At 60.5% G+C, this 24,081-nt stretch carries 19 protein-coding genes and 2 pseudogenes; 6 read left to right on the top strand and 15 right to left on the bottom strand.

What is annotated here, in order from left to right:
• Positions 1 to 68 precede the first annotated feature (68 nt).
• From rsmD to P5540_16410, 6 genes and pseudogenes are all read right to left on the bottom strand, one after another.
• Positions 69 to 647: pseudogene (gene rsmD, locus P5540_16435) on the bottom strand (16S rRNA (guanine(966)-N(2))-methyltransferase RsmD).
• A gap of 10 nt (positions 648 to 657) precedes the next feature.
• The gene (locus P5540_16430; GenBank protein HRT66404.1) at positions 658 to 2,007 is read right to left on the bottom strand and encodes an alpha-L-fucosidase; all 1,350 of its coding nucleotides are present in this window, start codon (positions 2,005 to 2,007) and stop codon (positions 658 to 660) included.
• A gap of 79 nt (positions 2,008 to 2,086) precedes the next feature.
• Entirely contained in the window at positions 2,087 to 3,997 is a 1,911-nt protein-coding gene (locus tag P5540_16425) for a glycogen debranching enzyme N-terminal domain-containing protein (protein ID HRT66403.1), read from the bottom strand.
• A 3-nt stretch (positions 3,998 to 4,000) separates the two neighbouring features.
• A complete protein-coding gene (glgC, locus tag P5540_16420) occupies positions 4,001 to 5,245 on the bottom strand; it encodes a glucose-1-phosphate adenylyltransferase (GenBank protein HRT66402.1) in 1,245 nt (414 codons plus the stop codon).
• Complete coding sequence (locus P5540_16415; protein ID HRT66401.1) at positions 5,242 to 5,880, bottom strand: cyclase family protein; 639 nt, start codon at positions 5,878 to 5,880, stop codon at positions 5,242 to 5,244. Before P5540_16415 ends, glgC begins: the two co-directional genes overlap by 4 nt.
• A 2-nt stretch (positions 5,881 to 5,882) precedes the next feature.
• Positions 5,883 to 6,560, bottom strand: a complete 678-nt coding sequence (locus P5540_16410; GenBank protein HRT66400.1) for a Crp/Fnr family transcriptional regulator — start codon at positions 6,558 to 6,560, stop codon at positions 5,883 to 5,885.
• Positions 6,561 to 7,117: 557 nt separating this feature from the next.
• On the opposite strand from P5540_16410, the gene P5540_16405 reads away from it, so the two are divergent.
• Positions 7,118 to 10,762, top strand: a complete 3,645-nt coding sequence (locus P5540_16405) for a PQQ-binding-like beta-propeller repeat protein (GenBank protein ID HRT66399.1) — start codon at positions 7,118 to 7,120, stop codon at positions 10,760 to 10,762.
• A 526-nt stretch (positions 10,763 to 11,288) separates the two neighbouring features.
• Here the strand turns inward: P5540_16405 and P5540_16400 are convergent.
• From P5540_16400 to P5540_16390, 3 genes are all read right to left on the bottom strand, one after another.
• Positions 11,289 to 11,696, bottom strand: a complete 408-nt coding sequence (locus P5540_16400) for a PIN domain-containing protein (protein ID HRT66398.1) — start codon at positions 11,694 to 11,696, stop codon at positions 11,289 to 11,291.
• A complete protein-coding gene (locus tag P5540_16395) occupies positions 11,693 to 11,935 on the bottom strand; it encodes an AbrB/MazE/SpoVT family DNA-binding domain-containing protein (GenBank protein HRT66397.1) in 243 nt (80 codons plus the stop codon). Before P5540_16395 ends, P5540_16400 begins: the two co-directional genes overlap by 4 nt.
• 106 nt (positions 11,936 to 12,041) lie before the next feature.
• Positions 12,042 to 12,461 carry a hypothetical protein gene (locus P5540_16390; protein ID HRT66396.1) on the bottom strand — a complete coding sequence of 140 codons (420 nt, stop codon included), beginning with the start codon at positions 12,459 to 12,461 and terminating at the stop codon, positions 12,042 to 12,044.
• A gap of 205 nt (positions 12,462 to 12,666) precedes the next feature.
• On the opposite strand from P5540_16390, the gene P5540_16385 reads away from it, so the two are divergent.
• From P5540_16385 to P5540_16375, 3 genes are all read left to right on the top strand, one after another.
• On the top strand, positions 12,667 to 13,749 hold the full coding sequence (locus P5540_16385) for a hypothetical protein (protein ID HRT66395.1): 1,083 nt from the start codon (positions 12,667 to 12,669) through the stop codon (positions 13,747 to 13,749).
• 37 nt (positions 13,750 to 13,786) lie between these two features.
• Entirely contained in the window at positions 13,787 to 15,076 is a 1,290-nt protein-coding gene (locus P5540_16380; GenBank protein ID HRT66394.1) for an FtsX-like permease family protein, read from the top strand.
• A 66-nt stretch (positions 15,077 to 15,142) separates the two neighbouring features.
• Positions 15,143 to 16,225, top strand: a complete 1,083-nt coding sequence (locus P5540_16375) for a uroporphyrinogen decarboxylase family protein (GenBank protein HRT66393.1) — start codon at positions 15,143 to 15,145, stop codon at positions 16,223 to 16,225.
• Between the two features lie 71 nt (positions 16,226 to 16,296).
• On the opposite strand, the gene P5540_16370 is transcribed toward P5540_16375, so the two are convergent.
• The 4 genes and pseudogenes from P5540_16370 to P5540_16355 form a co-directional block, all read right to left on the bottom strand.
• The gene (locus P5540_16370; GenBank protein ID HRT66392.1) at positions 16,297 to 16,626 is read right to left on the bottom strand and encodes a hypothetical protein; all 330 of its coding nucleotides are present in this window, start codon (positions 16,624 to 16,626) and stop codon (positions 16,297 to 16,299) included.
• 33 nt (positions 16,627 to 16,659) lie between these two features.
• Positions 16,660 to 16,819, bottom strand: a pseudogene (locus tag P5540_16365) (SAM-dependent DNA methyltransferase).
• 400 nt (positions 16,820 to 17,219) lie between these two features.
• Positions 17,220 to 18,080 carry an ABC transporter permease gene (locus P5540_16360; protein HRT66391.1) on the bottom strand — a complete coding sequence of 287 codons (861 nt, stop codon included), beginning with the start codon at positions 18,078 to 18,080 and terminating at the stop codon, positions 17,220 to 17,222.
• Positions 18,081 to 18,097: 17 nt separating this feature from the next.
• Positions 18,098 to 21,034, bottom strand: coding sequence for a carboxypeptidase regulatory-like domain-containing protein (locus P5540_16355; protein ID HRT66390.1), 2,937 nt, complete (start codon positions 21,032 to 21,034; stop codon positions 18,098 to 18,100).
• Positions 21,035 to 21,424: 390 nt separating this feature from the next.
• Between P5540_16355 and P5540_16350 the strand changes: the two genes are divergently transcribed.
• A complete protein-coding gene (locus P5540_16350) occupies positions 21,425 to 21,763 on the top strand; it encodes a hypothetical protein (protein ID HRT66389.1) in 339 nt (112 codons plus the stop codon).
• 1 nt (position 21,764) lies between these two features.
• Here P5540_16350 and P5540_16345 read toward each other — a convergent pair whose 3' ends face one another.
• Together P5540_16345 and P5540_16340 are read right to left on the bottom strand one after the other, a co-directional pair.
• The gene (locus P5540_16345) at positions 21,765 to 23,006 is read right to left on the bottom strand and encodes a hypothetical protein (protein HRT66388.1); all 1,242 of its coding nucleotides are present in this window, start codon (positions 23,004 to 23,006) and stop codon (positions 21,765 to 21,767) included.
• Positions 23,007 to 23,603: 597 nt separating this feature from the next.
• Complete coding sequence (locus P5540_16340) at positions 23,604 to 23,798, bottom strand: hypothetical protein (protein ID HRT66387.1); 195 nt, start codon at positions 23,796 to 23,798, stop codon at positions 23,604 to 23,606.
• Between the two features lie 87 nt (positions 23,799 to 23,885).
• On the opposite strand from P5540_16340, the gene P5540_16335 reads away from it, so the two are divergent.
• A partial coding sequence (locus P5540_16335) for a hypothetical protein (GenBank protein ID HRT66386.1) occupies positions 23,886 to 24,081 on the top strand: 196 nt, incomplete at its 3' end.

The raw sequence follows: 24,081 nt of genomic DNA, 5'->3' as shown, positions 1-24,081 counted from the left end.
CGCCGTTTACCCCGGTTAGCTACAATCCATGCCTTTTCATCCAACCTTGACGCAACATATTGTATCTCTTAGAGTGTATCAGATACTACATGATGTGTCAAGCAAAAAAAGGATAGGGCGGCTTCGCCATAGACAACGCGGCGTTGAAGCGACATAACCTCTTGTGGATAAATAACTTCTGTCCTTGCGGAATGCTCCAGAACGAAGATCCCTGCTTCGCCCGGCTTGAGGCGGCCTGTCAAACCCCGAAACACCCCATCATATTCCAAGAACGCATAGGGCGGGTCCGCGACGGCGATATCGTATTGTTCCGACAGGCAAGGTATCACGCTCCAGTCGCGCGGCAGCGCTCCCCTACAGATGCGTGCCCGGTCGCCGACGCGTGCGGCTTCGATGTTGCGCCTAATCGCCTCCAATGAACGTTGATCCGATTCGACAAACACGCATGACGAAGCCCCGCGCGACAACGCCTCGATGCCGATGGCCCCCGTTCCCGCAAACAGGTCGAGAAACTGCGCGCCCTCGATGCGCGGCGCCAAGATATTGAACAGCGACTCCCGGACGCGGTCGAGCGTGGGCCGCACGTCCAATCCCTTAGGCGCGACCAATCGAACGCCTCGCGCTGTACCTGCGATTACGCGCACTTGCCGCGCCTGTCTATTCCACGCCCGTCAGTTTGAAAACGTGGGCGTGTTGCGACGGAACTTCGGCGACGCCGAGCGGAGGGACTTCGATGTGAAGGCCATCGGCTTCGGCGCGGCACTTGAGCGGTTGGTCGTATCCGACAAGGATCGCGGCCGGGTTGGGTCCGGCCTTGGGCGCTTTCAAGACGAGTTCGGTTCCGGGCCACTTGAGGCTGAGGGCATAAACCGCATCGCCTTTGCAGGTATAGCGGACGGAATCGCCATCCTTGACCTCGCGCCACGGGCGTGTGCCGTAGATGGCTTCGCCGTTGACGTTGAGCCAGTCGCCGATTTCGAGCAGGCGCTGCTGCATGATCACCGGGATGCGCCCGTCGCCGGTCGGGCCGATATCGAGCAGCAGGTTGCCGCCTTTCGATACGGTCTCGATCAGGAGATGAACCAGCGCAGCCGGCTTGGCGTATTCGTCAACGGTCTCGTTGCGGTTGTAGCCGAACGAGGCGCCGATGCCACGGCATTCCTCCCATTTGCGCTGTTCCGCGAGTTTCTTGTCGCCGCCGACCTCGCCATATTCGGTCGTGTAGAACCCGCCATGCGCGCTGCGGCAATCCTTGCCCCACCGGTCGTTGACGACGACTTCGTCGCGGACCGGCGACTCGTTGTACAGCCATGCGAGGAATTCCGTGCTGCGCCAGAGTTCGCTGGGATGATCCCACTCGCCGTCCGGCCATACGAGGCTCGGCCGGTACCGTTCGGCCAGATCCTTCAATTGCGGCAACATGTGCGTGGCGACGTATTGTTTCGGGTCGTTCTTGAACAGCGGGTTGTACCACTCGTACAACGAATAGTAGAAGCCCATCTTGATGCCGCGCGCCTTGACCGCTTCGGTCAGTTCGCCGCACAGGTCGCGGTGCGGCCCCACGTCCATCGCGTTCCAGTTCCAACTCTGCGCGCTCGGCCAGAGACAAAAACCCTCGTGATGCTTCGAGGTCAGCACGATGTACTTGGCGCCCGACCGCGCGAAGATGTCGGCCCATTGGGCCGGATCGAACATCTCGGCCTTGAACATCGGCGCGAAATCCTGGTATTGGAACTTCTCGCCGTAGGTGCGGGCGTGGAATTTCCACGTCTCGCCGTTTTTGTTTTGCATGTCGTGCCAATACCATTCGGCGTACTTGCCTTTTGGACCCCATGCGGGAACCGAATACACGCCCCAATGGATGAAGATGCCGAACTTGGCCTCGTCGAACCATGCCGGAATCGGCCGGCTGTCAAGGGAATCCCACGCCGCCTTGTATTTGCCTTCCGCGCCGGCCACGCCCATCGCCAGCAACGCCGTCGAAAAAGCCGCTGCCGCCCATCCCATGCTCATGACGCATCCTCCTCTTGCTTGTTCGCCTCTCCTGATAATGGCAAACCCATGTTCGGGTAATCAAAGGCGTCTGTTACACGACATGCGTGAACTGCAAGGCCTCGCGGGCATAGAGGCGCATGATTTCGCCGATGGGTGCGGCGGAAGCGATATAGTCGCAGGGCTGGTGCGGCGGATCGCCGGTGAACGCGCCGGAAATGTGGCCAAGTCCCCGGGTCTTCCTGTCCGTCTCAAACGCCGCAAAGACCGTCGCCACGTCGCCCAATCCCTTCAGATGCGACACGGCGTCCCAGTAACAGCCGAGCCAGAACGGATCCACGCTGCCCGACCAGCATTTCGGCAGGAAGCGGATGTCGGTTCCGTCGCCGACGTATCGCGCGTCATGGGGCGAAAGCGTGCGCAATCCCACGGGGGTATACAGATCCCGCGTGACACATTCCAAGACCGCCTCCGGCCGTTCGGCCAACACAAAGGGAAGCCCCGCCGCAAGAATCTGGCTTGCGCGTAGCGTCTCGTCGCGCACGAACGGTTCCCGCGTCACACTGTCCGCAAGCCCGGGCCGCATCTCGCACGCAAAGAGGACATTGAACTCCACGCGCATCTTTTCCGCGCGATCATTCCACGTTTCGGCCTTGGCGCTGTCGCGTTCGGCCAGAAACGCGGCGAGAATCCGCTGGGCGTTGTACCAGAGGGCATTGGTGCCGAGCGGCGCCAGCGGGGCGTAATCGGCGCCGGGTTCATAGCCGACTTCCACTAAGCCCTGGGAAGTGCAGCGCGTTTCTTCACCTTCCGTATAGTATTGGGCAATGTCCTCCAGAAGCGGCGTCAACACGTCATCGCGGAAGGCCTTGTCGCCGGTCGCCTTCCAATAGCGCCACGCCGCGATAAAAATCCACAGCGGCACATCGGCGGGGTGCATCTGGCCGACGGCCGGCTCCGGCTCGAATCGAGACGGAGCATGCAGGGCACGCCAATCGGCGGCGACGCCTTCAAGATATTGCCGGGCCAAGTCGAAACGCTTGGGCGCCAACAGCAGTCCCGCGAAGGCAATCAAACCCCGGTATCGTTCCCCTTCGCCCCACGGCAATCCCGGCAAGATGCCGAGCACGCCGTCGCGCCGCTCGTAGATGAAAGCGTCCGCCGTGCGCAACAGCGCGGTCCACAGGGGATCACGCGGGACGCCGGGCGTCTGTATCAGGCTTTCACGGCGTCGTTTTTCGGACTCCCGGTATTCGCGGGCCAGCGAAACGCTTCGCGGACTGGGCGACGAAAGGATCAACGCGGACGCCTCATCCGGTTCGAGCGTCAGTTCCAGGCTGCCAGGGTGATACAGGTCCTCGATGCAGTCAAGGCGCGACTCGCGGTCCCGTTCGTACAGGAAACCGCGATACCACAGGCCGATGGTTTCGATGCGCGCGTTCGGATGCGCGATGTAGATTGTCGGGCCTTCCTCGAAGGGCCGGCACTCGATGAATTCGCGGGTCGCCGTCCAATGGTTCGGAAACGAGCCGCGCTCAACCCGGATTCCGTTGAAATCCCTGAAGGCGAGCAGCGGACGGACGGTCAACGTCATGGGATGTTGCGCATGGCGCAGGGTGTATTCGATCACAATTGCATGTTCGCCGTGCACGGGCACAATCTGTTTTTCGAGGAGGATCGCATCGAAACGGTATGTCCATGAAGGCCAAGGTTCAAGGCGGAATGATTCGAGCGATTGAAATCCGCAGGGATGAATGGCGCCGAAATAGGCGTTCGTTGAAAGATCGTAGGCAAGCCGTCCATCGGCAAGGGTTTCCTGAAGGTTCGAGACACAAACAATCCGTCCCTTGGGTTCGGCGGCGACGGTAAAGAGGGCATGTTGCTTGCGGGTGTTCGCGTTGATTATGGAAGAACCGATAACACCGCCGACCCCGTCGGCCTCGACCCATTCGAGTACGCTTGCCGTGGCGTAATGGCGCAGTTGGTCCGGGCCAATCATTGTCATGAATCATGATCCTTGTTGTGCGGGGCCGTGGTCGTCCGTGTCTTCCACGACGACAATGCCGCTGGCCGTTACGCGATAGCGTTTGGCATCCTCGTGCAGGTCGTATCCAATGACGGCATGTTCGGGGATGCGGACATTTTTTTCGATAATGGCCCGGCGGATGTGGGCATAACGCCCGATATGGCAGCCATGCATCAGAATGGATTCTTCGACGTGGGAATAACTGTGAATGCGCACCCACGGGGAAAGCACCGACCGCTTGACCATTCCGCCGCTGACGATGCAGCCCGGGCTCACGATCGAGTCGAGCGCCACGCCGAAACGCCGGCCTTCCTGTGCAAACACGAATTTCGCCGGGGGCGCTGTGGTGAGATCGGCCCGGACGGGCCATGCCCGATCGTACAGGTTGAACAGGGGATCCACGGACACTAGGTCCATGTTTGCCTCCCAGTAGGCGTCAATCGTTCCGACATCGCGCCAATATTGGACTTCCTTGTGCATGCCTTCCTTGTTTTCGTCAATGAAGCGGTAAGCGTACACACGATGGGTATGAATCATGCGCGGAATGATATCCTTGCCGAAGTCGTGGGAACTGCCCATGCGTTCCGAATCGGCCACCACGACCTTCCGCAACACGTCCGTGTTGAACACATAAATTCCCATCGAAACGTAGGCCGTGTCCGGCTTTGCCGGAAGGGGCTTGGGCGAATCCGGCTTCTCCTCGAATCCGATGACGCGCCCGTCGGTTTCGGTTTCCAGCACGCCGAACCGGCTCGCCTCCGCCACGGGCGTTTCGATAGCGGCAATGGTCAGGTCCGCGCCGCATCCACGATGGAACTTCAACATCTTCAGGTAGTCCATCTTGTAGATGTGGTCGCCGGACAATATAAGCACCTCTTTGGGCTTTTCCTGCTGGATAAAGTACAGATTCTGATAGATAGCGTCGGCCGTGCCGAGATACCAATTGCTGTTGACGCGCTGCTGCGGAGGGATAATGTCAATGAATTCACCGAATTCCGGGTGAAAGACATTCCATGCGGATTGGACGTGGCGCGTCAACGAGTGCGACTTGTATTGGACCAGCACAAGGATTTTCCGGCAGTTGGAATTGAGGCAGTTGGACAGGGTAACGTCAATAATCCGGTAGATGCCTCCGAACGGCACCGCCGGTTTGGCGCGATTGCGCGTCAGGGGATGCAGGCGCTCGCCCGCGCCGCCGGCCAACAATACCGCCACCACGTCCTTCATGTGTCGCTCTCCTCGCGTCCAAGGAAGGCGCGGCATGGGGATCCGTCCGCGCCAACAAGAGCCAACGGCAATATTGTACACAAATACCGGCCCGACGCGAAGCCTTGCAAGCGCAACCCCTCCACGACCAGCACACCGTGGCCGAGAAGGATGTGGTGCGTCGCCTGTCCCGGTTGCCTGTACGGCGCCACCGACAAGTAATCAACGCCCACCAGCCGGACGCCCTCGTCCACCAAACGCCGCGCTGCGTCCACGGACAACGCGATGTAATCCGGACGAAACGGACTCCCCTCGGGAAACGCCGAGTTGCGGGTCTTGATCAGCACGCGCGGCAACAGCGGCCCAGGGCCCAAATCGGTGGCACGCACTTCATCCCGGACATCCGTTTCGACCAGTTGCGCCTCGCCGAAAAAAAGCGCGGGGTCTATGTCGTCCAGCCGAGCGCCGTTCTCCTCGAAATGCCACGGCGCGTCCATGTGCGTGCCGCAATGGGTCGGCATGTCCACGCGCGAGGTGTTGCAGGATGCGCCCCCGGCCATTCGTTCCAGCGGCAACATGCGGAACGGCGGATCGCCGGGCCACACCGTCATGCCCTCGCGCAGGGGGATTGTCGCGTCATGCCACCGAATGCCCATCGTCAACTCCTTGCAATGCGTTCGAGCGCCGCCGCGTCGCGTATCGTGATCCGGCGGTTTCCGGTTTCCAGAATGCCTTCACGCCGCAATTCATGCAAGACGGCCGTCGTTGTTTCCCGCGTGGCGCCGATGAGCGCCGCGAGATCCAGATGCGTGGCCCGAACCACGTTTCCGTCTGTCCGCTCATACAGACGCAGCAGGCCCGACGCGACGCGGTTGCGCACCGGCTTGAACACCGTTTCGAACCAGACTTCCTCCATGGATTTGGCGCGAAGGCAGATCCGCTTGGCCAACTCGGCGCCGAACTCCGGTTCATCGCGGACCGTTCGCCGAAAATCGTCCGCCCGCATGATGCACAGCACCGTCCGGACGATGGCCTCGGCGTACATGCCGCGGCGGGGCTGGTCAATCAGGCATTCCTCGCCGAAAAGATCACCGGGAAATACATGGCGGAACGCCGCCTCGCGGCCGTCGGACGCCGGCCGGGTAAGTTTGATCCGTCCCTCGCGGACCCAGAACACGCGGTCGCACGGATCGTCGGGGAAAAAGACGATCTGAAGCGGTTCGTATTCCCGGTGATGCACGTACGCCTCGATCCGCGTGATGGCCGCTTCGCTCATCCCGCGAAAGAAGGTTTCCTCCCGCAAGGGTGAGCCGCGCGTAAAGTGACGTTTTTGCACGAGATTCGATTCCTTCGCGCCCGTTTGTTTTTACGACCAACAACCAATTCCATCGTAGCATGTTCCGGTCGCGGAAACACACCCCGTATGCCCCGCAAAGCAGAACGAAGAAATCTGACATGGGTAGCGCCCAAAACACAGTTTCTCGTCGCGATCGTGCTATTCCGAAAATACATCCGACCGCTTCTCTGTTCGTGCGCGTGCGCGTAATCGTAATCGAATCGTCGAAAACTCTGATGGGGCGGTGTAGTGATGAAACAGGGCTATCCTCACACTTTATTGTGGGTCGCGACGTATTCAACCGGCGCGGACAAGTCTCTTCGATCAAATGCAATTACGATTACGAGTACAAGCACGAGAAATGCCGCTGGAATGGTGGAACCTGATGGATGCTCACCCGCAGACGGGTGGATGGCGTTGATTCCAGATGCATCTACCCTGCCCCGTAAAATGTTGTCAAACACGCCGGGCGTCTGGTACTTTTCCCTTTTTGCGGCATCCGCCGGTGTCGAACCTTTCGCTACCGGGCGCCGCCGGAAATGCGAAGAGGTATCCGAATGGTTTTCCGGGTCTGGACGTTTTTGAGCCTGCTTGTGTTTTGGCTTGCGCCGGCGTTGTGCGCCGAAGACTGGCCTATGTGGCGTTGCGACACGGGGCATACGGGCGCGTCGCCGGAAAAACTGCCCGACGATCTTCATCTCCAATGGAGCCTTGCGCTGCCGCCGCGGGAACGGGCATGGCCCGACGACGAACGTCTGGAATTCGACATCGCCTATGAACCCATTGTCGCCGCGGACACCCTTTATCTCGGCTCGCCGCACAACGATGCCGTCATGGCCTTCGATGCGGAATCCGGCGCGGAACGTTGGCGTTTCCACACGGAAGGTCCAATCCGGTTCGCCCCGGCGATTGCAAATGGGCTGCTTTACGCCGGTTCGGACGACGGATTCCTGTATTGCCTCGATGCCGCTTCGGGTGCGCTACGATGGCGTTTTCAGGCGGCCCTTTCCAACCGCAAAGTCCTGGGCAACGCCCGCATGATTTCCGTGTGGCCCGTGCGCGGCGCGCCGGTGGTGGCCGACGGAACGGTTTACTTTGCGGCGGGCATCTGGCCGTTTGAAGGCGTGTGCGTCTATGCGCTGGATGCCGCGACCGGCGCCGTTCGGTGGTTGCATGACAATTACGACGTCAAATTCATGCTGCAACCCCACCACAGCCCGGCCTTCGCGGGCATGGCTCCGCAGGGATATTTGACGCTGTGCGGCGACAACCTGTTGGTCCCGAACGGGCGCGCGCCGGCGGCGTGTCTCGACCGCAAGACGGGCCGTCTTTTGTATTACGAACTGGACGCCAACAACCGGTACGGCGACTATCGCATTGCGGCGCGGGATCGTTTCTACATCAATCCCGGCGCGCTATATCAATTGGAGACAGGCCGGAATTTGGGGGCTTTTCCCTCGACGGTGGTCATGACCGGCGGGACGATCGTGGGCATGGACCACGACCGGCTTCGCGCGTTCGACGCCTCGACGATCGAGGCGGTCAGCGACACGGACAGCAAAAAGCGAACGACCTGGAAATGGCAGGCGCCGGAATTGTGGTCGTTTCCGTGTCAGGCGTCCAATTTCATTATGGCCGGCAATCGTCTTTACGGTTGCAGGCCGGGTTTCGTCTTTGCGATCGATCCGCCCCCAAACGGCGGCGAACCGGGCGTGGTCTGGGAAGCGGAAGTCGAGGGCCATCCCGTCCGGCTTGCCGCGGCGAATGGCCGCCTCTACGTTTCGACGCTTGAAGGCCGGATCCATTGTTTTGGCGCAAAGAAGCAGGCCGCGATCGTTATGGATGCCTCCAACAGCAAAACAACGCCCGGCGATGCGACGGCGCTTGCCAAGGTCCGCGCGATACTGGAGGCGACGGGCGTTTCAGAGGGATACGCGCTGTTGCCGGATATCGGCAACGGCGAACTGGCCGCAGCCCTGGCGCGGGAATCGCAGCTGCACATCGTGGGCGCCGGACCGGACAAGGCCGTTTCCGCCGCGCGCGGGATGCTCGATGCGAGCGGCCTGTATGGGGTGCGCGTGGCGCTGATCGAAGGGGATTTTGAAGACCTGTCGTTGCCGCCGTATTTCGCCGGCCTTGCCGTCTTGGCCGAAGTGGGGGACGATTTTGCCGCAAGCAAGGAACGGGTGTCGAAACTGTACGAATGCCTGCGGCCCTATGGCGGCTCGGCCTGCATGGCCGCAGGACGGAATACGGCGGAAATCCTGGAAAAAACCGTGGCCGGCGCGGATTTGCACGGGGCGCAGGTGGAGCGGAAAGGCGATTACGTCCTGTTGAGACGGACCGGCCCGTTGCCCGGTTCCGCCGACTGGACCCATCACTATGCCGACGCCTCGAATTCGCTGGTGTCGCGGGAAACGCGCGTGCGCGCGCCGTTGGGCATGCTGTGGTTCGGCGGCTCCTCGAACAAGGACATTTTGCCGCGCCACGGCCACGGCCCGTCCGAACAGGTCGTGGACGGCCGCCTGTTCATCGAAGGGCCGGACATGATTCGCGCGCTGGACGTGTATACGGGCCGCGTGCTGTGGCAGGCCTCCCTGCCGGCCATCGGCAAGGCCTACGACAATACCAGCCATCAGCCGGGCGCGAACGCAATCGGCAGCAACTACGTGTCTCTTTCCGACGGCATCTACGTGGCCTACGGATCGAAATGCCTGCGCCTCGACCCCGCGACGGGCAGCGTCATGTCCGAGTTCAGCCTGCCAATCCCCGAAGGCGCGGCGGAACCGCCGGATTTCGGATACATCGGTGTGTGGGATGACGTGCTGGTAGCTGGATCGGGTCCGTTGCGGTACGACGAGGAAATCAAGGGGCAGACATGGAACGCCGTCGCCAGCAAGCGCATCGTGGCCCTCGACCGCCACACCGGCGCGCCGCTCTGGTCGCGCACGGCGGACACGGCGTTCCGGCACAACGCGATTGCCCTTGGCGGCAGCAAGGTGTTTTGTCTGGATCGCGCCACGGACGAACTGCGGGACCGCATGGCCCGGCGCGGCGTCGAAATGCCGGATTCGGGACGCCTGATCGCCTTGGATTTGCGGACCGGACGGGAGCAGTGGCGCGTCCAGGAAGGCGTTTTCGGGACATGGCTCGGCTATTCGCAGGAACATGATTTGCTGTTACAGGCAGGCCGCGCATCGGGCGACATGCTCAAGGACGAAACCAACGATCGCATGGCGGTGTATCGGGCCCAGGACGGTTCGATCCTTTGGGATCGCAAACTGAGTTACGGCGGTCCGTGCATGCTGCACGGCGAAATCATCATCGCCCAACAAAAGTTTTTCAGTCTGTTGACGGGCGAACCCGTCCAGCGACAGAACCCCCTAACCGGCGCGCAACTGGACATGAACTGGCAGCGGCAGCACGGGTGCAACACCGCGATTGCCTGCCAGAACCTCGTCACGTTCCGATCGGCCGCGGCCGGATTTTTCGATCTTGTGAATGACGGCGGCACCGGCAATCTCGGCGGTTTTCGATCCGGATGCACCTCGAACCTCATTGCCGCCAACGGGGTGCTCAACGCCCCCGACTACACCCGCACCTGCACGTGCAGTTACCAGAATCAGACCTCGCTCGCACTCATCCACCGGCCCGAAACCGAAATGTGGACCTACAACGCGTTCCAGGCCGGCGCGGAACGCGTCCAGCGGATAGGCCTGAACCTTGGCGCGCCGGGCGATCGCAGAGACGAACTCGGCACACTATGGCTCGACTATCCCAGCGTGGGCGGGCCGTCGCCCGATATCCCGGTCGTCACGGAACCGCCCGATCCGGTCTGCTACCGCCATCATTCGCTGCGCATGACCGGCGACGGCCCCGCATGGGTAGGCGCATCCGGCATGAAAGGACTGCGCCGGATGCAGATCACGGTCGAAGAGGGCGCAAGGGATTCCCGGCCCTGCACGGTTCGCTTGGTGTTTGCCGAGCCCGGAGAGGCGGACAAGGACAGGCGAATATTCGACGTCTCGCTCCAAGGCCGGAAAGTCCTGCGGTATTTCAACATCGCGGCGGAAGCCGGCGGGACAATGCGCACCCTGGTCAAGGAGTTTACAGGCATTTCAATTCGCGACGCGCTGGAGATCGTCCTCGATCCCGGCAAGGGTTCGGAGACACTGCTGTGCGGCGTGGAAATAATGCATTGATTCAGGCATGCTCCAGACGAAGTCAGGGCTGTTCGTTGCCTTTTGCGTTCAACTCCGTCATCCTGTCCGAAAATGTTCTTCTTTCAACATTGCTGTCCAAAAGAATTGCATAAAAACCACAATACCGCAAGGAGTCACGTTTTACCTTTTTATCCCGTTCATCTGTTCAATATCTGCGTGTATCTGCGTCATCTGCGGAAAACCACATGATCCACAGATGACGCAGATACACGCAGATGGAAAACAGGGCACAAATGTTCGGACCAGGCGATTCCAAACTCGAATCCGCATGTCAGAGCGGTCCAAAATACGATTGACTGGGGGCACTTCTTTTTCATCGCTAAGAAGAGGTGTCCTAAGAACGCTTTCCCGAAAAAATCGTTGTCTATTTACTCAACATGGCTTTCTGCAAGCCGCAATTTGGACAGCGATGTTCTTTCAAATTGACACGGCAGCAGAGGTTGTGAAGAGCAGTATTGCGTTTATTATGCTGGAACCGCTTATGTCGGGAAAGTCCCTTTGGCCGTCACGCCCAATGCAACGCGGCGCCGAGGCTCTCGAAATGCGGCCGGTTGAACGTGGCTATCGCATCGGCGCCTGACTCCTTCGCGCTCGCAAAAATATAGGCATCGGCAAATTCTTGTCCGCTCTGCCGCGCGGCCCGCAAGGCCTCGTCAACCAGGGACTCGTCGGCGAGGCGCAACCCCGGCAACGCACGAATGGCCGTGATCGCTTCCAACACCTTCTGCCGCGGCAGGCGATAGGCCGCCCGCAACGTCCAGGCGATCTCGAACAGGACCGGCGGCCCGGTAACCAGTTCGCATTTGCCGGCGGCGGCATCGCGAAAGAGCCTTGCGGCAACATTGTGCTGGCCGGCATCGTCATGCGTGAAGAAGCGCAGAAAGACATTCGAGTCCACAAACACGCGCTTCATCCCTTCCGGCCCTCGACGCGCCGCGAAACCGACCGCAACATCCGCTTTCGCTCCTCCGCTGCCGGCAGGGCCTTTCCGAGGAAGCCTTCCAATTCGAAGAAATCGGCCGCCCTCTTGATGACGATGGCGTCATCGGTCGCTTCGATGAGCACGCGGTCGTGCGGTTCCATTCCGAGTTGTTTGCGGAAACCGGCTGGCAGCGTGACTTGTCCCTTCGTGGAAATCGTACTTATGGCCATATGCTTTACCTTCCATAAGAATCTTTACGCATTATATAATGTAAAGGTTTCAACGTCAAGTCCTAATTTTTCCCGGATCGTTGAATTCCAGGGACGGCATGCTTGCTTATTGGGTTTTCGGTCGAATTAAGTTGGTTTTGCGAGATAGCGCGAAAGGATTGAGTCGCGATGTCGTGGGCGCCGCATCGAGTAACGCCGCGCGGAATTCGTCGCATGACGGCATTCTTTCCGTAAGCGGGTTATCGCCCGTATCGAACCCTGTTGGCGGAGCGGTGCGCGCATTTCGACCGCGATCCAATGTATAATCGGCACGGGACAACAGGATTTGCAACAGGATTTGCGGGATGTCTTGCGTGTTTATTCGGGCATATTCCAGACTAAGTAAGGGCTGTTCGTTGCCTCTTGCGTTCACCTCATGCCTTTTCCCGTATTCGGTCAATTTCGTCATCCTGTCCGAAAATGGGGGCGCCTGCCCGGCAAGCCGGATGTTGCCAAACGCCTCGAAGATCGCCCCGGCCGCCTGCATCCCAAACGCAAACCCGGCGCCCAAGACCCGCAAAGGCATAATTAGGGCCGTTAAATCTGGCTTCCACAAAAAACATCAAGAAATTCATGGACATCTTGCGAAATCAATTGAAGTTCAATGATTTGGCAAGGGCGAAAACGACGGAGTTTCGATTACGATTACGAGCGCGATTACGAGCAGGAGTACGAGGCATGCTGTCCCCGGAATGGTGGCGATATGGCTGTGTCTTGCGCCGGCGCTCGTTGCGGACGCATGCAGCGTACCGGTGTTCCGGTGGGCGCTTGAACGTTGGCAGGCCGATCGGTATGAGTTGATCGTGTTTAGGAAAAGTCCCCTTTCCGAAGCAGACCTGACCCGGCATCACGCCCTTGAGCAGCGCGCCAAGGATGTGAACAGGCCCGCCAATCTTCACGTGCGCGACATAGACGCGACCCTGTTCATGGAAGAACCCTGCGCAGTCATTTGGGAAAAAGCGCAGGATCGCCCACTGCCGGTGTGTTTCCTCATGTATCCGCGCGGCACACACGCATCCACACCCGTCTGGTCGGGATCCTTAGGCGAACTGTCCCCGGATGCCCTGTTCGATTCTCCGATCCGGCGAGAACTGGCCCGGCGCCTTCTTGCCGGCCATTCGGGCGTCTGGTTGCTTCTGCGTTCCGGCGACCGGGCCAAGGACGACGCGGCCGCGCAATTGTTGGCAGCGGGAATCGATCATGCCAACCAGACGCTTCGTCTGCCGGACATGACCGGCGACGAGGTTCTCGCGGGTACGGATCCGCCCGATTTGTCGAATCTGCGCATCGAGTTTTCACACATCGAGGTGAATCGCGACGATCCGGCCGAGGCCATGCTGGTCCGCATGCTATTGGGCGCCGAGCCGGACTTGACTTCCTATGATGAACCGATGGCGTTCCCCGTCTATGGCCGGGGCCGGGTTTTGTACGCGTTGGTGGGCCGGGGCATCAACGCCGAAACGGTGGCGAAGGCCCATGCGTTTCTCGCCGGCCCATGCGCATGCGAAATCAAGGCGGAAAATCCCGGCACGGATCTGCTCATGGCGGTGGACTGGGAAAAGGGCATCGGCGATAATACGGCTATCGGGGCGGTGGAATTGCCGCCGCTTCCGGGCATTGCGACAGCGGACGCCGCCGGATTTCGGGAGGCGGCGCCGGAACCCCGTCCGGCCGCTTACGATTTCGTGCGCAACGCGATCATGGCCATGGCGGCGGCGGCGGTTATGTTGATGGCGGCAACGTTTGTCTTGCTGTCCAGACGCGGCGGCCGATAACCGCTGGATTCACACGAAAGGACATTGCATTTCGGACATGGGTATTTGGCGTTTGGCCGGTCGGGAAATTGTGTACCGCAAAATGGATTTTGCGTTGGGCGTTGCGGCGGTGTTTCTCGCCATGGGATGCCTCGTCGGCATTTCAACGTTGCTGCGCGCGCACGATGTCCGGGTGGCCGGGTTGAACGCGAAAAAAGAGGCCGAAACGTCCGCCCTGATGGCGGTGGCGCAGGACGACTACCGCAAGATGATGAAAACCATGGGCTACAACGTCGTCATCCTGAACAAGGAAGAGGACCTCAGCCAATTCTGGACCCAGGGTTTCGCCGCCAAGACCATGCCGGAAGAACTCGTCACCCGCCTGTGCGAGTCCGACATTGCAACCATTCAGCACCTGCTGCCCCAAATCTACGAAAAGATCCTCTGGACCGAGCAAAACAATTGCCCGATTATTCTTATCGGCGTGCGCGGCGAGGTTCCCCACCGCCACAGCAACCAAAAGGAACCGATGCTGGATCCGGTCGCGAAGGACACTATGCGGATTGGTCATGCCTTGGCTCGAAAACTGGGACTCAAGCCCGGCGACAAGGTCGAATTGATGGGCGCGCCGTTTACCGTCGCGCAGGTGCACGAGGAGCGCGGCAACAGCGACGACGCCAGCGTTTGGATTCACATGGAACAGGCCCAGCGCCTGCTCGGAAAGCCGGGTCGGATCAATGCCATCCTCGCGTTGAGCTGCCTGTGCGCCAAGGGCGACTTGGACAAAATCAGCCAACAAATCGCGGCCATTCTGCCCGAAACGCAGGTTGTCCATCGCATTCCCGAAGCGCTGATTCGGCTCGACGCGCGGTACCGTGTCGCCGCGTTGAGCCAAGAAACCATCGCGAAGGAAACCGCCTTTCACACTCGTCTCGCTGAACAGCGGGAGGTCCTCGCGTCGTGGCTGATCCCATTGGCCATTGTCGCCTCGATGCTCTGGATCGGCCTGTTGGCCTGGATGAACGTGCGCGAGCGCCGGGCCGAACTCGGCGTGTTGCGCGCGCTTGGATTGCGATCGGCACAAATCCTCGCGCTTTTCCTGGCGCGCGCGGCGCTGGCCGGCATGGCAGGCGCATGGACCGGTTACGCCGCCGGTTTCGCGGCCGGCATCGCATGGAGCGCGGCCGACAACGTGCCGGTGTCCGCCGCCGTTGTGCGTTCCCTCTTCGATGTTCGATTGCTGGCGCTGGCGCTTGTCCTGGCGCCGTTGCAGGCGTGCATTGCGAGCTGGTTGCCCGCACTGATAGCCGCACGCCAGGATCCGGCCGAGATCCTCCGCGAGGGATGAAACGGCACGGGCTTGCCATGGCATGGTCCACCCCGGCGATAATGGGGCGCCGAAGGTTTCTTTACGATGGCAATCATGACCAAACGCGAACGCGTGATGCGGACGGTCCGGTTCGAGGAAACGGATCGCGTCCCGCTCTACGACATATTCCAGAACGACGCGATCATCGAACATTACGCGGGACGTCCATTGACCTACGACGACGGCGCGCAAACCACGGCGCTCGCCGTCGGGCGCGTGCTCGACATGACCCGCATGGTTACGGGACCACAACGGCCCGCCGAAGGCGTCTGGGGCAACGGCATCCGCTACAAGACCGAACGATGGACCGGCTGGATTGTCGAACGTCCCTTTCGCGACCTACCGACGCTCGTTCCATGGATACAGGAACGCATCCGCGAAGCGAATGACCGTACCTTTGACCGAAAATATGCCGAAGGCGTCTGGAAGGACATCGAATCGAAATGGGCCGATTTCGCCGAGGCCGATCCGACCGGCCGCGGCGATCCGACGGTGCTCGTGATCGAAAGCGGCGTCGGTCTCGACGGCATGTATCACGCCACGGGAATGCAACTGTTCACGGAACTGATGATGGAGCAGCCGGACCTGCTCGATGAATGGATGGAGGCCCTCGTCTCGTGCGAACTCCGCCGCGTCGCCGCCATCGCCGATCCCCATCACATCCCCGTTGCGCTCACCTACTCCGACATCGCCCACAAGACCGGCGCCATCTTCTCGCCCGACTGGCTCCGCACACATTGGATCCACCGGCTCAAGCGCCTCAACGCCGCGTGGCACGAACGCGGAACGACCTGCATCTTCCATTCCGACGGCAACCTTTGGGGCGTCCTCGACGACCTCGTCGAGGCCGGCATAGACGGACTCAACCCCATCGAAGTGCTGGCCGGTATGACCGTCAAAGAAGTCCGCGCGAAATACCCACACCTCCTCATCGCCGGCGGCATTGACGTGAGCCAACTCCTCACCTACGGCGCCCCCGAAGAAGTCCGCGAGACCTGTCGCCAAGCCATCGCCGCCACCAACGCCCGCGGATTCTTCATGGGTTCCAGCACCGAACTCCACTGGGACGTCCGCCTCGAAAAAGCCACCGCCATGTTCGAGACCGCGTGGGAGATGGCAAAAATATAACCACATGACGAAAAGTACAGAGCCAGAAAAACCATGATAGATCCTTGGTGCAAGCGAGGGGCTTCCCAAGATCATTCTTCCATGTTCGCAAATGCAAAGGGAATATCAGTTGGGCTTGGAACAGTGCCGTAAAGGCCTATATCTTCACCTTGATGTTTGTTGATCCCCATACAGCTCAAGCTGGCGTCTTCGTAGCGTTTGAACTTGCAGATGGCCTTCTTGTCGCTCCAGAGTTCCGGCGGCAGCAGGTCGAGAATCCAATTCGCCAGTTGCGGCGGCGTGAACACCTCATCGCTGCTCAAATTGGCGATGCTCGACCGCACATCCGGATTGTAGCGATCCGCGAATGGACGCGAATGAACGCTGATAGTTTCAGATGTTTTGCGTTCATTCGCGTCCATCCGCGGATTCTCCGATCATGAGGAAATACGCCGGAGGAAATTCCCATTGCTACAGGTCGGTTCGAGAACGCGGGATTCGATCCGCTTCCGTCTCCTGCTTGACGAGATCGAGCATGGCGTTGACCTCTCGTCTTCCGGTCAACACCTCGCCGTAGACGGCAACTCGCTGCTTTGAAACAACTTGTTTCTCCATTTACTTAAAGTCCACGGTCCTAATGCGGCCCTGATGTAATTTCCATTCTATACACATGATTTTTTGAGAGTACCGAGTTCTTGAGACAAAAGGATAAGAATTTCCACGAAGATCAGCATTCCCGGGCCATTTCATGTCGGACCAGGCAACGAGATCTTGTGTTGAAATTGAAAATGGCCGCTTGGTAGCGCCGATTTCCCAATCGGCATGTCGTGTTTCAGCAAGCCGATTAGGAAATCGGCGTTACATTCCGAGACCTTCACGACTCCGAGAACACGGTGCTCTCAAGATGAATTTTTCTTTGAAATATCCGCGCGCGGTCCATAGGCGTTGCGAACGATAACCTTGCTCGCCGATCATTGTAGTCCACGTGCCGAGGATTGCCCAAAGCCCCGCGATCCTACCCGCCCAGGGATCGCGCCACCGAATATTCGCGCCAGCGGACTATCAGGCTCGTGCAGAACAGGAAAATGCCGGACAGAACAAGCAACGACACAAGGGCTTTGGGCGCCTCAATCAGGAGTTGCTGTTTTTGAAATTCGGCGATGGCCGTTTTCAGCACGATGTTTTCGCGCTGGGTGGCAAGACGCGGCAGGAGCGCAAGGATGTATTTCTCGATGGTGAGAAAATCCACGACACCGGGCATGTAATAGGCAAACCGCTGCCAGCCGAAAATAGCGATGATGCCGATGATGATGGGGCGTTTTACGGCCGCGCCGAGGAAGATCGCCAGCGCGCCGTAACCGAAAAGGGCCAGACAGGCGACGGCCTCGTAATGGGCCAGCATGACCAGGGTGTTCGGCGTGAAATCGAGCCCGCCCAGCGCCGTGCAGGCCGCAAAGGTCAGCAAAACGGACAGGCAGACGATGACGGAGGACACGACCCAGTATGCGCCGAATTTGCCGAGCACGATGGCGCCGCGCGGAAGCGGCCGCGTCAGCAGATAGGGGATAATCTGCGATTCGACATCCTCGCCGATGGCCATGCAGCCGAAAAACAGCGCCAGCAGCGGCGCCAGCGCCCGCAGATACAGGTATTCCATCAGCCGGACGAATACCCGGTTGCCGTCTTCCGCAAACACCATCGTCGAAAAAAACGCCAGCGACAAGGGAATCGCCACCGGCATCAACGACAAGCCCGCCGCGAGGATCACCCGTTTGCGCCGAAGCATGGTCAACAGCGCATGGATAAACATCGTCACGACGAATGCCGGATACCGTTGCGGTCTCTCCTCATGCGTGGATGCAAATCCGTCCGACATGGATGGGCCGTCCTTTTTCATTGCGGCGGGGGCAAGGCCGCCTCAAGGGGGGCCAAGGCGACCGACAATTCGCGGTCGCCGCCGTTCTTGTCAATTTCGATGGCGGGCAACGAAACCGGCTTGAAACCTTTGACCCGGAACGTCAGATCGTAGACGCCGCCGACCAGGTACGGGATGATGAATGTGTCGCCGTCGCGCTGCAACATGCCCGGATCCGACATGACGCGCGACGAGCACACGAGATTGCACTCCTCGAAGGCTTCGGGCGCCGTGCCATCCGGCTTCTTGATGGACAGCACAATGCGTCCGCAGGGCGGCAGCACGAAATCGCGGGTCGCGCTTTGGCTGGCCTGCAATTCGACGTTGACAGGTTCCGTGCGCGCTGAACCGGGGCCCGCCGCGTAAAGCCGCATCGTGCCGCCGGAATGCGGAAACTCGTAGGTTCCGTCGCGGCCCGACCGCGCAAGGCTCTTCGCGGACCCGTCCTCGCCCACCACCCAAATGCCGAAGCCCGCTGCGGGCGTGCCGTCCGAAGCAAGCACCCGTCCCGACAGGACCGTCTTACGGGTCTCTTTCGGCGCGGCCTTCTTGCTGATCTGGATCAGACCGGGCGCAAGGGCGACGCCGAGTTCGCGCGTGCCGTCGAAAGTAGTGCTGGAAAGGTAGCCTTTGGGCAACGGGGCGCATGTAGCAATGAACGATCCGTAACCCGTTTCGAGCGGGTCGAGCATAAACGTCCCATCTTCTTTTGTGACGACCGTGATTTTCTTGCCTCCGGAAAAATCGCCCGAAACCACCACCGTCGCCTTGGGAACCGGCTTCCCCGACTCCCCGTCGGCCACCTTGCCCCGGATGGCGCTGGCCGAATCAACGAGTTTTAGCGTGCATCGGGCGGTTTCGCCTTGGCGGACCACCAGCGTCGTGAGGTCTTTCGCGGAAGGATCGATCGGCTTCCATGCTTCCCGCGGACCTTCGGGCCGCGCCAGCAGGGCGTACCGTCCCGGCACGAGATTGCGGATGATCAGCGCGCCTGAATCCGTCGCGGTTTCTTCCGCCCATTCCGGCGGCAGGGCATAAGCGAACAAGGCCGCAAGCCGCGCGTTGAACGCGTCGCGTCCCGTTTTATCCGCGAATGCGGCGAGGGTTTTTCGTGCATCGGCGAACGGCGCGCTGTCCGGAATCTCCGCCGCGGGAAACGATTTTGCATCGGGGATGTCGGGTTCGGCGAAACACAGCCATTCGGCAAGCCCCGCCCATGCGGTTTGCGGAACGCCCGCCTCCTCAAGCAACGCCTGAAACGCCGGCGCGTCAAATTGTTGACGGGCCAGAACCATGGGCGCGCGCGCCGCGGGAACGGTCAACGCTTCCGGCTGGCGCGACGTCATATAGGTTACCGACGCCTCAATGACCCCGCCTTCCGGCGGGTTGACAAGCCGTGATGAAGGCACAGGCATCCAAAGCGCCCGCGTCGAATACCCGGCAATGCCGGCGGCCACGGCCACGATTAGCACGGCGGCAGCCGCCCAAACCACCCACGACCGCGTGGGCGTGGGCGTGGGCGCCGGCCCGGCCGGTTCCTCCTCCGGCGTTTCCGTTTCGGCGGGCGGCGAGGATTCCGGTTCCAGATCCGGATTGCCTATGGCCACGGCATGATCGATCTCGCCTTCGCTCGGCAACAGGGATTCAATACATTTTTCCAGTTCACTCTCGTCGTTGCAAACCGGTTCCACATCGCGGGACACGCACACCGCTTCAGACGCCGGCGCCGCTGCTTCCTCGATATCCGCCGTTTCGATGGCGGAAGCGGTCGAATCCGTTTCCGAAAAGCCCGGCGGCGGTCCGGGCGGTTCGGCTTGATCTGTTGGAACCACAGGCGACGGTTCCGGTTCGACGGCGGCATGCGGCGGAACAGGTTCCGGCGACGGGGAAACGGCTTCGGATTTCGGTTCGGTTCTTTCCTGGATCAGCCGGCGGAACTGCTCCTGAACCCGGCGTGTCCGCAATTCAATCATGCGGTGCGCCGTTTCCGCGCGGATGCGCGCCTGCCGCTCGCTTTCGAGTTCGTTCGCGAGCCGTTCGACATCCTGGCGGCTTTGGGCCAGCCGCGCTTCCGACCGTTCGAGTTCGCCCCGCAGGAATTCATCCTCGCCCTTGTCGCCCATCGCAGCGAGATTCGCTTCCAGCCGTTTTACGCGGACCTGCGCCACATCCCGCGCCACTTCCGCCTCGGCGCGCGCCATTTCCGCCGCGGCGCGGGCGGCGCGTTCCGCCTCGAGATCCCGGGCAAGGCGTTCCGCCTCGATCGCGGCCTGCGCCGCCTTGGCCCGGGCGCGTTCGAGTTCGGATTGCAGAACGGCCTCGTCCCCTTTTTGTTCGCGAAGGGCCGCAAGACCCTCCTCGACACGCCGGACGCGGACCATGGCCACGTCGCGGGCGGCTTCCGCCTCGGCCCGCGCCACGCGTTCCGTTTCGAGTTCCCGGGCCAGCGTTTCGATGTCGTGACGGCTCTGAACCAGTTTGGCCTGCATCCGCTCGAACTCGGCGCGCATGGCCATATCTTCATTCCGGCTTCCGATGGCCGCCAGGTTTTCCTCGGCCCGCCTCATCCGGACCATGGCCACGTCGCGGGCAACCTCGGCCTCGATTTTCGCCACCCGCTCGCTTTCCAGTTCTTTCGCAAGACGCTCGATGTCCGACCGGTTCTGGAACAACTGGGCATGCAGCACTTCGATGTTGGCCGTCAACGCCTTGATGGTTTCCTGCCGCGATGCCGATTCCGTCGCGGACGCCTCCCCCGGCGCATGCCCATACGACGACGGTTCGAATTCGGACGGCGGCTGTTGCCCGGGAATCACAATCCGTCCCCCGCAATGTTTGCAGGCCCCTTCGACCCCGGCATACTTTTCCGGAATCTTCAGAACACGTTTACAATGTGGACATTCGACATCGATCACGGTGCGCAACCTTCCGCTTCTCCAACCCAGTATACGATGTTCGGAAGGATCATTTCATAATCCGAAGCGCAATTTCCCGCGAACCCTCTGCCGCTCCGAAAAGATCCCCACCGTTTCTTCCTGTCGTCGCTATCGCCATCGAAAAAAAGATCCACGGCGGTTTCCCGGGGGAAAGCGCCGAAGAATCGGCTCATTCCATACAGCCGCCATAGTTATGAATTTGTGTGCTTGACCGCAAGATTATGGGGGCCGAATCTTGCGTAAAATGAAAAAAAGATTGGAAGGTATGGTATACTTCGACAGGCAAGGGTTCGGTTGCGCGGGCAGTCGAAGGCTAAACGGATGGTCGGGCCACCATCCTCTTCGTCGTTCGATCGAGGAGGATGCGTGATGAGCGATTCCATTTCGGCGGACAAGGGCGCGAACGCCGGTTTGGCGGCGTTGGTTTTGCGCGTATTCTGGATGTTCCTGGGCAATACGGCGCTTGGGGTATGCCTGCTGATGATTGTCCAGCAGGGATCCGCATTTACCTATGCCGACCCTATCTACGGGATTGTGCTGCTGCTGCTTGTGGCGGCGCGGTACGTGGACATTGTGCGCTACAACGGCGTAACGGCCTATGGGGATCCGGCCACGCCCGCCCATTGGCGGCGCTACACGATCGCGCTGCTGCTGCTGGCGGGCGGCGGATGGCTGGCCGCGCACGGGGCGGCCTACATTCTCCCGTAGCCTACGGCCGCCAATGCGCCCACATGGCGCCATGGCCCGGCGGGACGTCCGTGACGGGCCGGGCATCCTTGCCATGGCCGGCCATGATGTACAACTGGCGCGTGCCGGATTGATTCGATCCGAAGATCAGCCGGTCGCCGCCGGGAGACGGTTTCGGATGGTAGTTCCGCGTTCCGGGCCTCGACTGCGACAGTTGCCCGATCCGTCCATCGAGTGAAACGCGCATCAGTTCGACGGCATCGCCCACGCGCGCGGTGTAGAAAACGCACGATCCGTCCGCGGCCCACACCGGCACGTCGCTGCTGCCGCCGTGAAAGTCGAACACATCGTATACGGTCGCGACGCCTTCGTATCCGCCGCGATCCGCGAGTTTGCGAAGGCCCGATCCGTCCGAACGCGCGATGTGGGGATGGCAGTCGTAATGCTCGCCGGACACGAACAGGAGCCATTGGCCGTCCGGCGACCATTGCGGGCAGAAGTTGAACGGATTTCCGGTCGCGATCTCGCGCGGATTCGATCCGTCGGCGTCCGCGACGTACACGCGGTAGTCCTTGTGGTAGGCCACCCGGCTGCCGTCCGGAGAGGCGCTGAAGCCATACGCGAACCCGTCCGGTCCTTGCGAAAGGTCCCTTTTGTTGCGTCCGTCGCGATCCATGACAAAGGGATGCGAGATGCCGCCAATCAGCGCGGTAAAACCGAGTTTGTTCGCCTCGCCCGGAACGAAAAACAACCCGCTGTTGTAGTCGCCGACGCGTTCGACCGCCGTCATATTCTCCAGCCGGCCCGTTTCCATGTCGAGCAGGTACATGTCGTAGAGCCAGCCTTCGGTCATGCGAAAGGTCTTGTTCGCCTCTTCCCACGCGCCGTTTTCCGGGCTTTCCCACCCGCGTCCGACGACGGCCAGCCGCCCGTCCGGCGACCAGCCCGCGAACTGCGTCCAGGCGTGCGGTTCGCGCGCGAGCGACCCGGCCAGCACGCGGCGGCCCGTGCCGTCCGCATGCACAACACACGCGCGCGACGTGATCTGATTGTCGTACCGCGTCGGCAGATTCGTGCGGTATTCGGTATAGCCGATCAGGGTTTCTTTCGACGATTCGCGCGCAAGCGGCCGCGTGGCGCAACCCGCCAACAGCATGGAAGCCATGAAGCCGCGGCGGGACAGGTGGAACCGCCGATTGAACCCCATCGATCCGGGATCCGAAGATTGCCGTTTCAGACGAATTTCCGGGTTTGGGTGTCGCATGCGTCCTTCCTCCAGTCTCCGGATCTCTTGACGGCCAGGATTGTATCACGACCCGATCGATTCGGCCCGCGAAGACACGATTTCGACAACATGGGCCACTGGCCTTTCCGCAAGGCCCGGTTTCCACGATCAACCCGGGGATTTCCCGTCGAAAGCGCTGCTTCGTGTTGACCTGCCAAAACAGGACTCCTTGCATAAATGCCGGTCGGCGAGGATGCCGACCCTCCCCGTTACGTGTGTGCGGCCCCTTGCCTGCCCCTTGCCTATCCGCCTGCCTGGCTTTCCCGCCCCCTTGACACTTCGCACCTTTTGATCTACAATCTTGATGTAGGGAGTATGCGCGTTGCCTTTAGTTTTCGGCCAGTCGACGGAAGATGGGGAGGTAATGTCATGAAGCGTGCATTGATTCCGGGGATTGGGGCGGTTCTGTTCTTAGCGGCGGTCGGCTTGGGGAGAGAGCAAACTCATGCGACAAGCGATAGCAGACCTGTTTTTTGAGATTTCCTCGGCCTGCTTGTCCGGATTTTGCCTCCGGAGCGATATCAAAACAGCATCGGACAAGACGCGACATCGTCAAGCCGAAAGGACACAATAGATTCAGCCATTGCCTGCGATCCGCCTGGGAGCACCGCCGATCACGGCGATATCAAGCTCAACTGGCTTGGATTCGGCGATGCCGGCGCGATTTCGGCCAACACGTCCGGCGGAGTTGATTTCTGTTTGCAAGGTCGCACGAACGCAGAAGTCGCCGGACCGATCGAAATACACGCGCAAGACGATTTCTATGTACATGTTGGAGATCGGCGCCTCGGCGGTCAGTTTGAAATTTACGACGGAGCAGACGGACCAACGCAATTATCGCTAATGAATCAGAACGTAATGATCACATTCAATTCCGTGATTTCAATGGGCCTTAATACGGAGCCGCCGGGAATTATGATGGCATCCTTCAGTCCATTTGATTTCAGACCAGATAGTGTGTTTTTACTCACACACGATTTCTCCAAGCCTCCCGGCGAATGTCCCGGTTCAGCGGGAATTGGACAATCGCCGATTTTTCTAAGCGACTACAGTC

The organism is Candidatus Hydrogenedentota bacterium, from assembly GCA_035450225.1.
GTDB lineage: Bacteria > Hydrogenedentota > Hydrogenedentia > Hydrogenedentales > SLHB01 > DSVR01.
Note: the sequence above shows the minus strand (reverse complement) of the source record. Positions and strands in the feature narration are given on the sequence as shown.

Bases quoted from the DNA above. Each gene is read 5' to 3' on its own strand.
- P5540_16430 (HRT66404.1), bottom strand. From the start codon at position 2,007: ATGGGATGGGCGGCAGCGGCTTTTTCGACGGCGTTGCTGGCGATGGGC.
- P5540_16425 (HRT66403.1), bottom strand. From the start codon at position 3,997: ATGACAATGATTGGCCCGGACCAACTGCGCCATTACGCCACGGCAAGC.
- glgC (HRT66402.1), bottom strand. From the start codon at position 5,245: ATGAAGGACGTGGTGGCGGTATTGTTGGCCGGCGGCGCGGGCGAGCGC.
- P5540_16415 (HRT66401.1), bottom strand. From the start codon at position 5,880: ATGGGCATTCGGTGGCATGACGCGACAATCCCCCTGCGCGAGGGCATG.
- P5540_16405 (HRT66399.1), top strand. From the start codon at position 7,118: ATGGTTTTCCGGGTCTGGACGTTTTTGAGCCTGCTTGTGTTTTGGCTT.
- P5540_16400 (HRT66398.1), bottom strand. From the start codon at position 11,696: ATGAAGCGCGTGTTTGTGGACTCGAATGTCTTTCTGCGCTTCTTCACG.
- P5540_16395 (HRT66397.1), bottom strand. From the start codon at position 11,935: ATGGCCATAAGTACGATTTCCACGAAGGGACAAGTCACGCTGCCAGCC.
- P5540_16390 (HRT66396.1), bottom strand. From the start codon at position 12,461: ATGCAGGCGGCCGGGGCGATCTTCGAGGCGTTTGGCAACATCCGGCTT.
- P5540_16385 (HRT66395.1), top strand. From the start codon at position 12,667: ATGGTGGCGATATGGCTGTGTCTTGCGCCGGCGCTCGTTGCGGACGCA.
- P5540_16380 (HRT66394.1), top strand. From the start codon at position 13,787: ATGGGTATTTGGCGTTTGGCCGGTCGGGAAATTGTGTACCGCAAAATG.
- P5540_16375 (HRT66393.1), top strand. From the start codon at position 15,143: ATGGCAATCATGACCAAACGCGAACGCGTGATGCGGACGGTCCGGTTC.
- P5540_16370 (HRT66392.1), bottom strand. From the start codon at position 16,626: ATGGACGCGAATGAACGCAAAACATCTGAAACTATCAGCGTTCATTCG.
- P5540_16360 (HRT66391.1), bottom strand. From the start codon at position 18,080: ATGTCGGACGGATTTGCATCCACGCATGAGGAGAGACCGCAACGGTAT.
- P5540_16350 (HRT66389.1), top strand. From the start codon at position 21,425: ATGAGCGATTCCATTTCGGCGGACAAGGGCGCGAACGCCGGTTTGGCG.
- P5540_16345 (HRT66388.1), bottom strand. From the start codon at position 23,006: ATGCGACACCCAAACCCGGAAATTCGTCTGAAACGGCAATCTTCGGAT.
- P5540_16340 (HRT66387.1), bottom strand. From the start codon at position 23,798: ATGTACATAGAAATCGTCTTGCGCGTGTATTTCGATCGGTCCGGCGAC.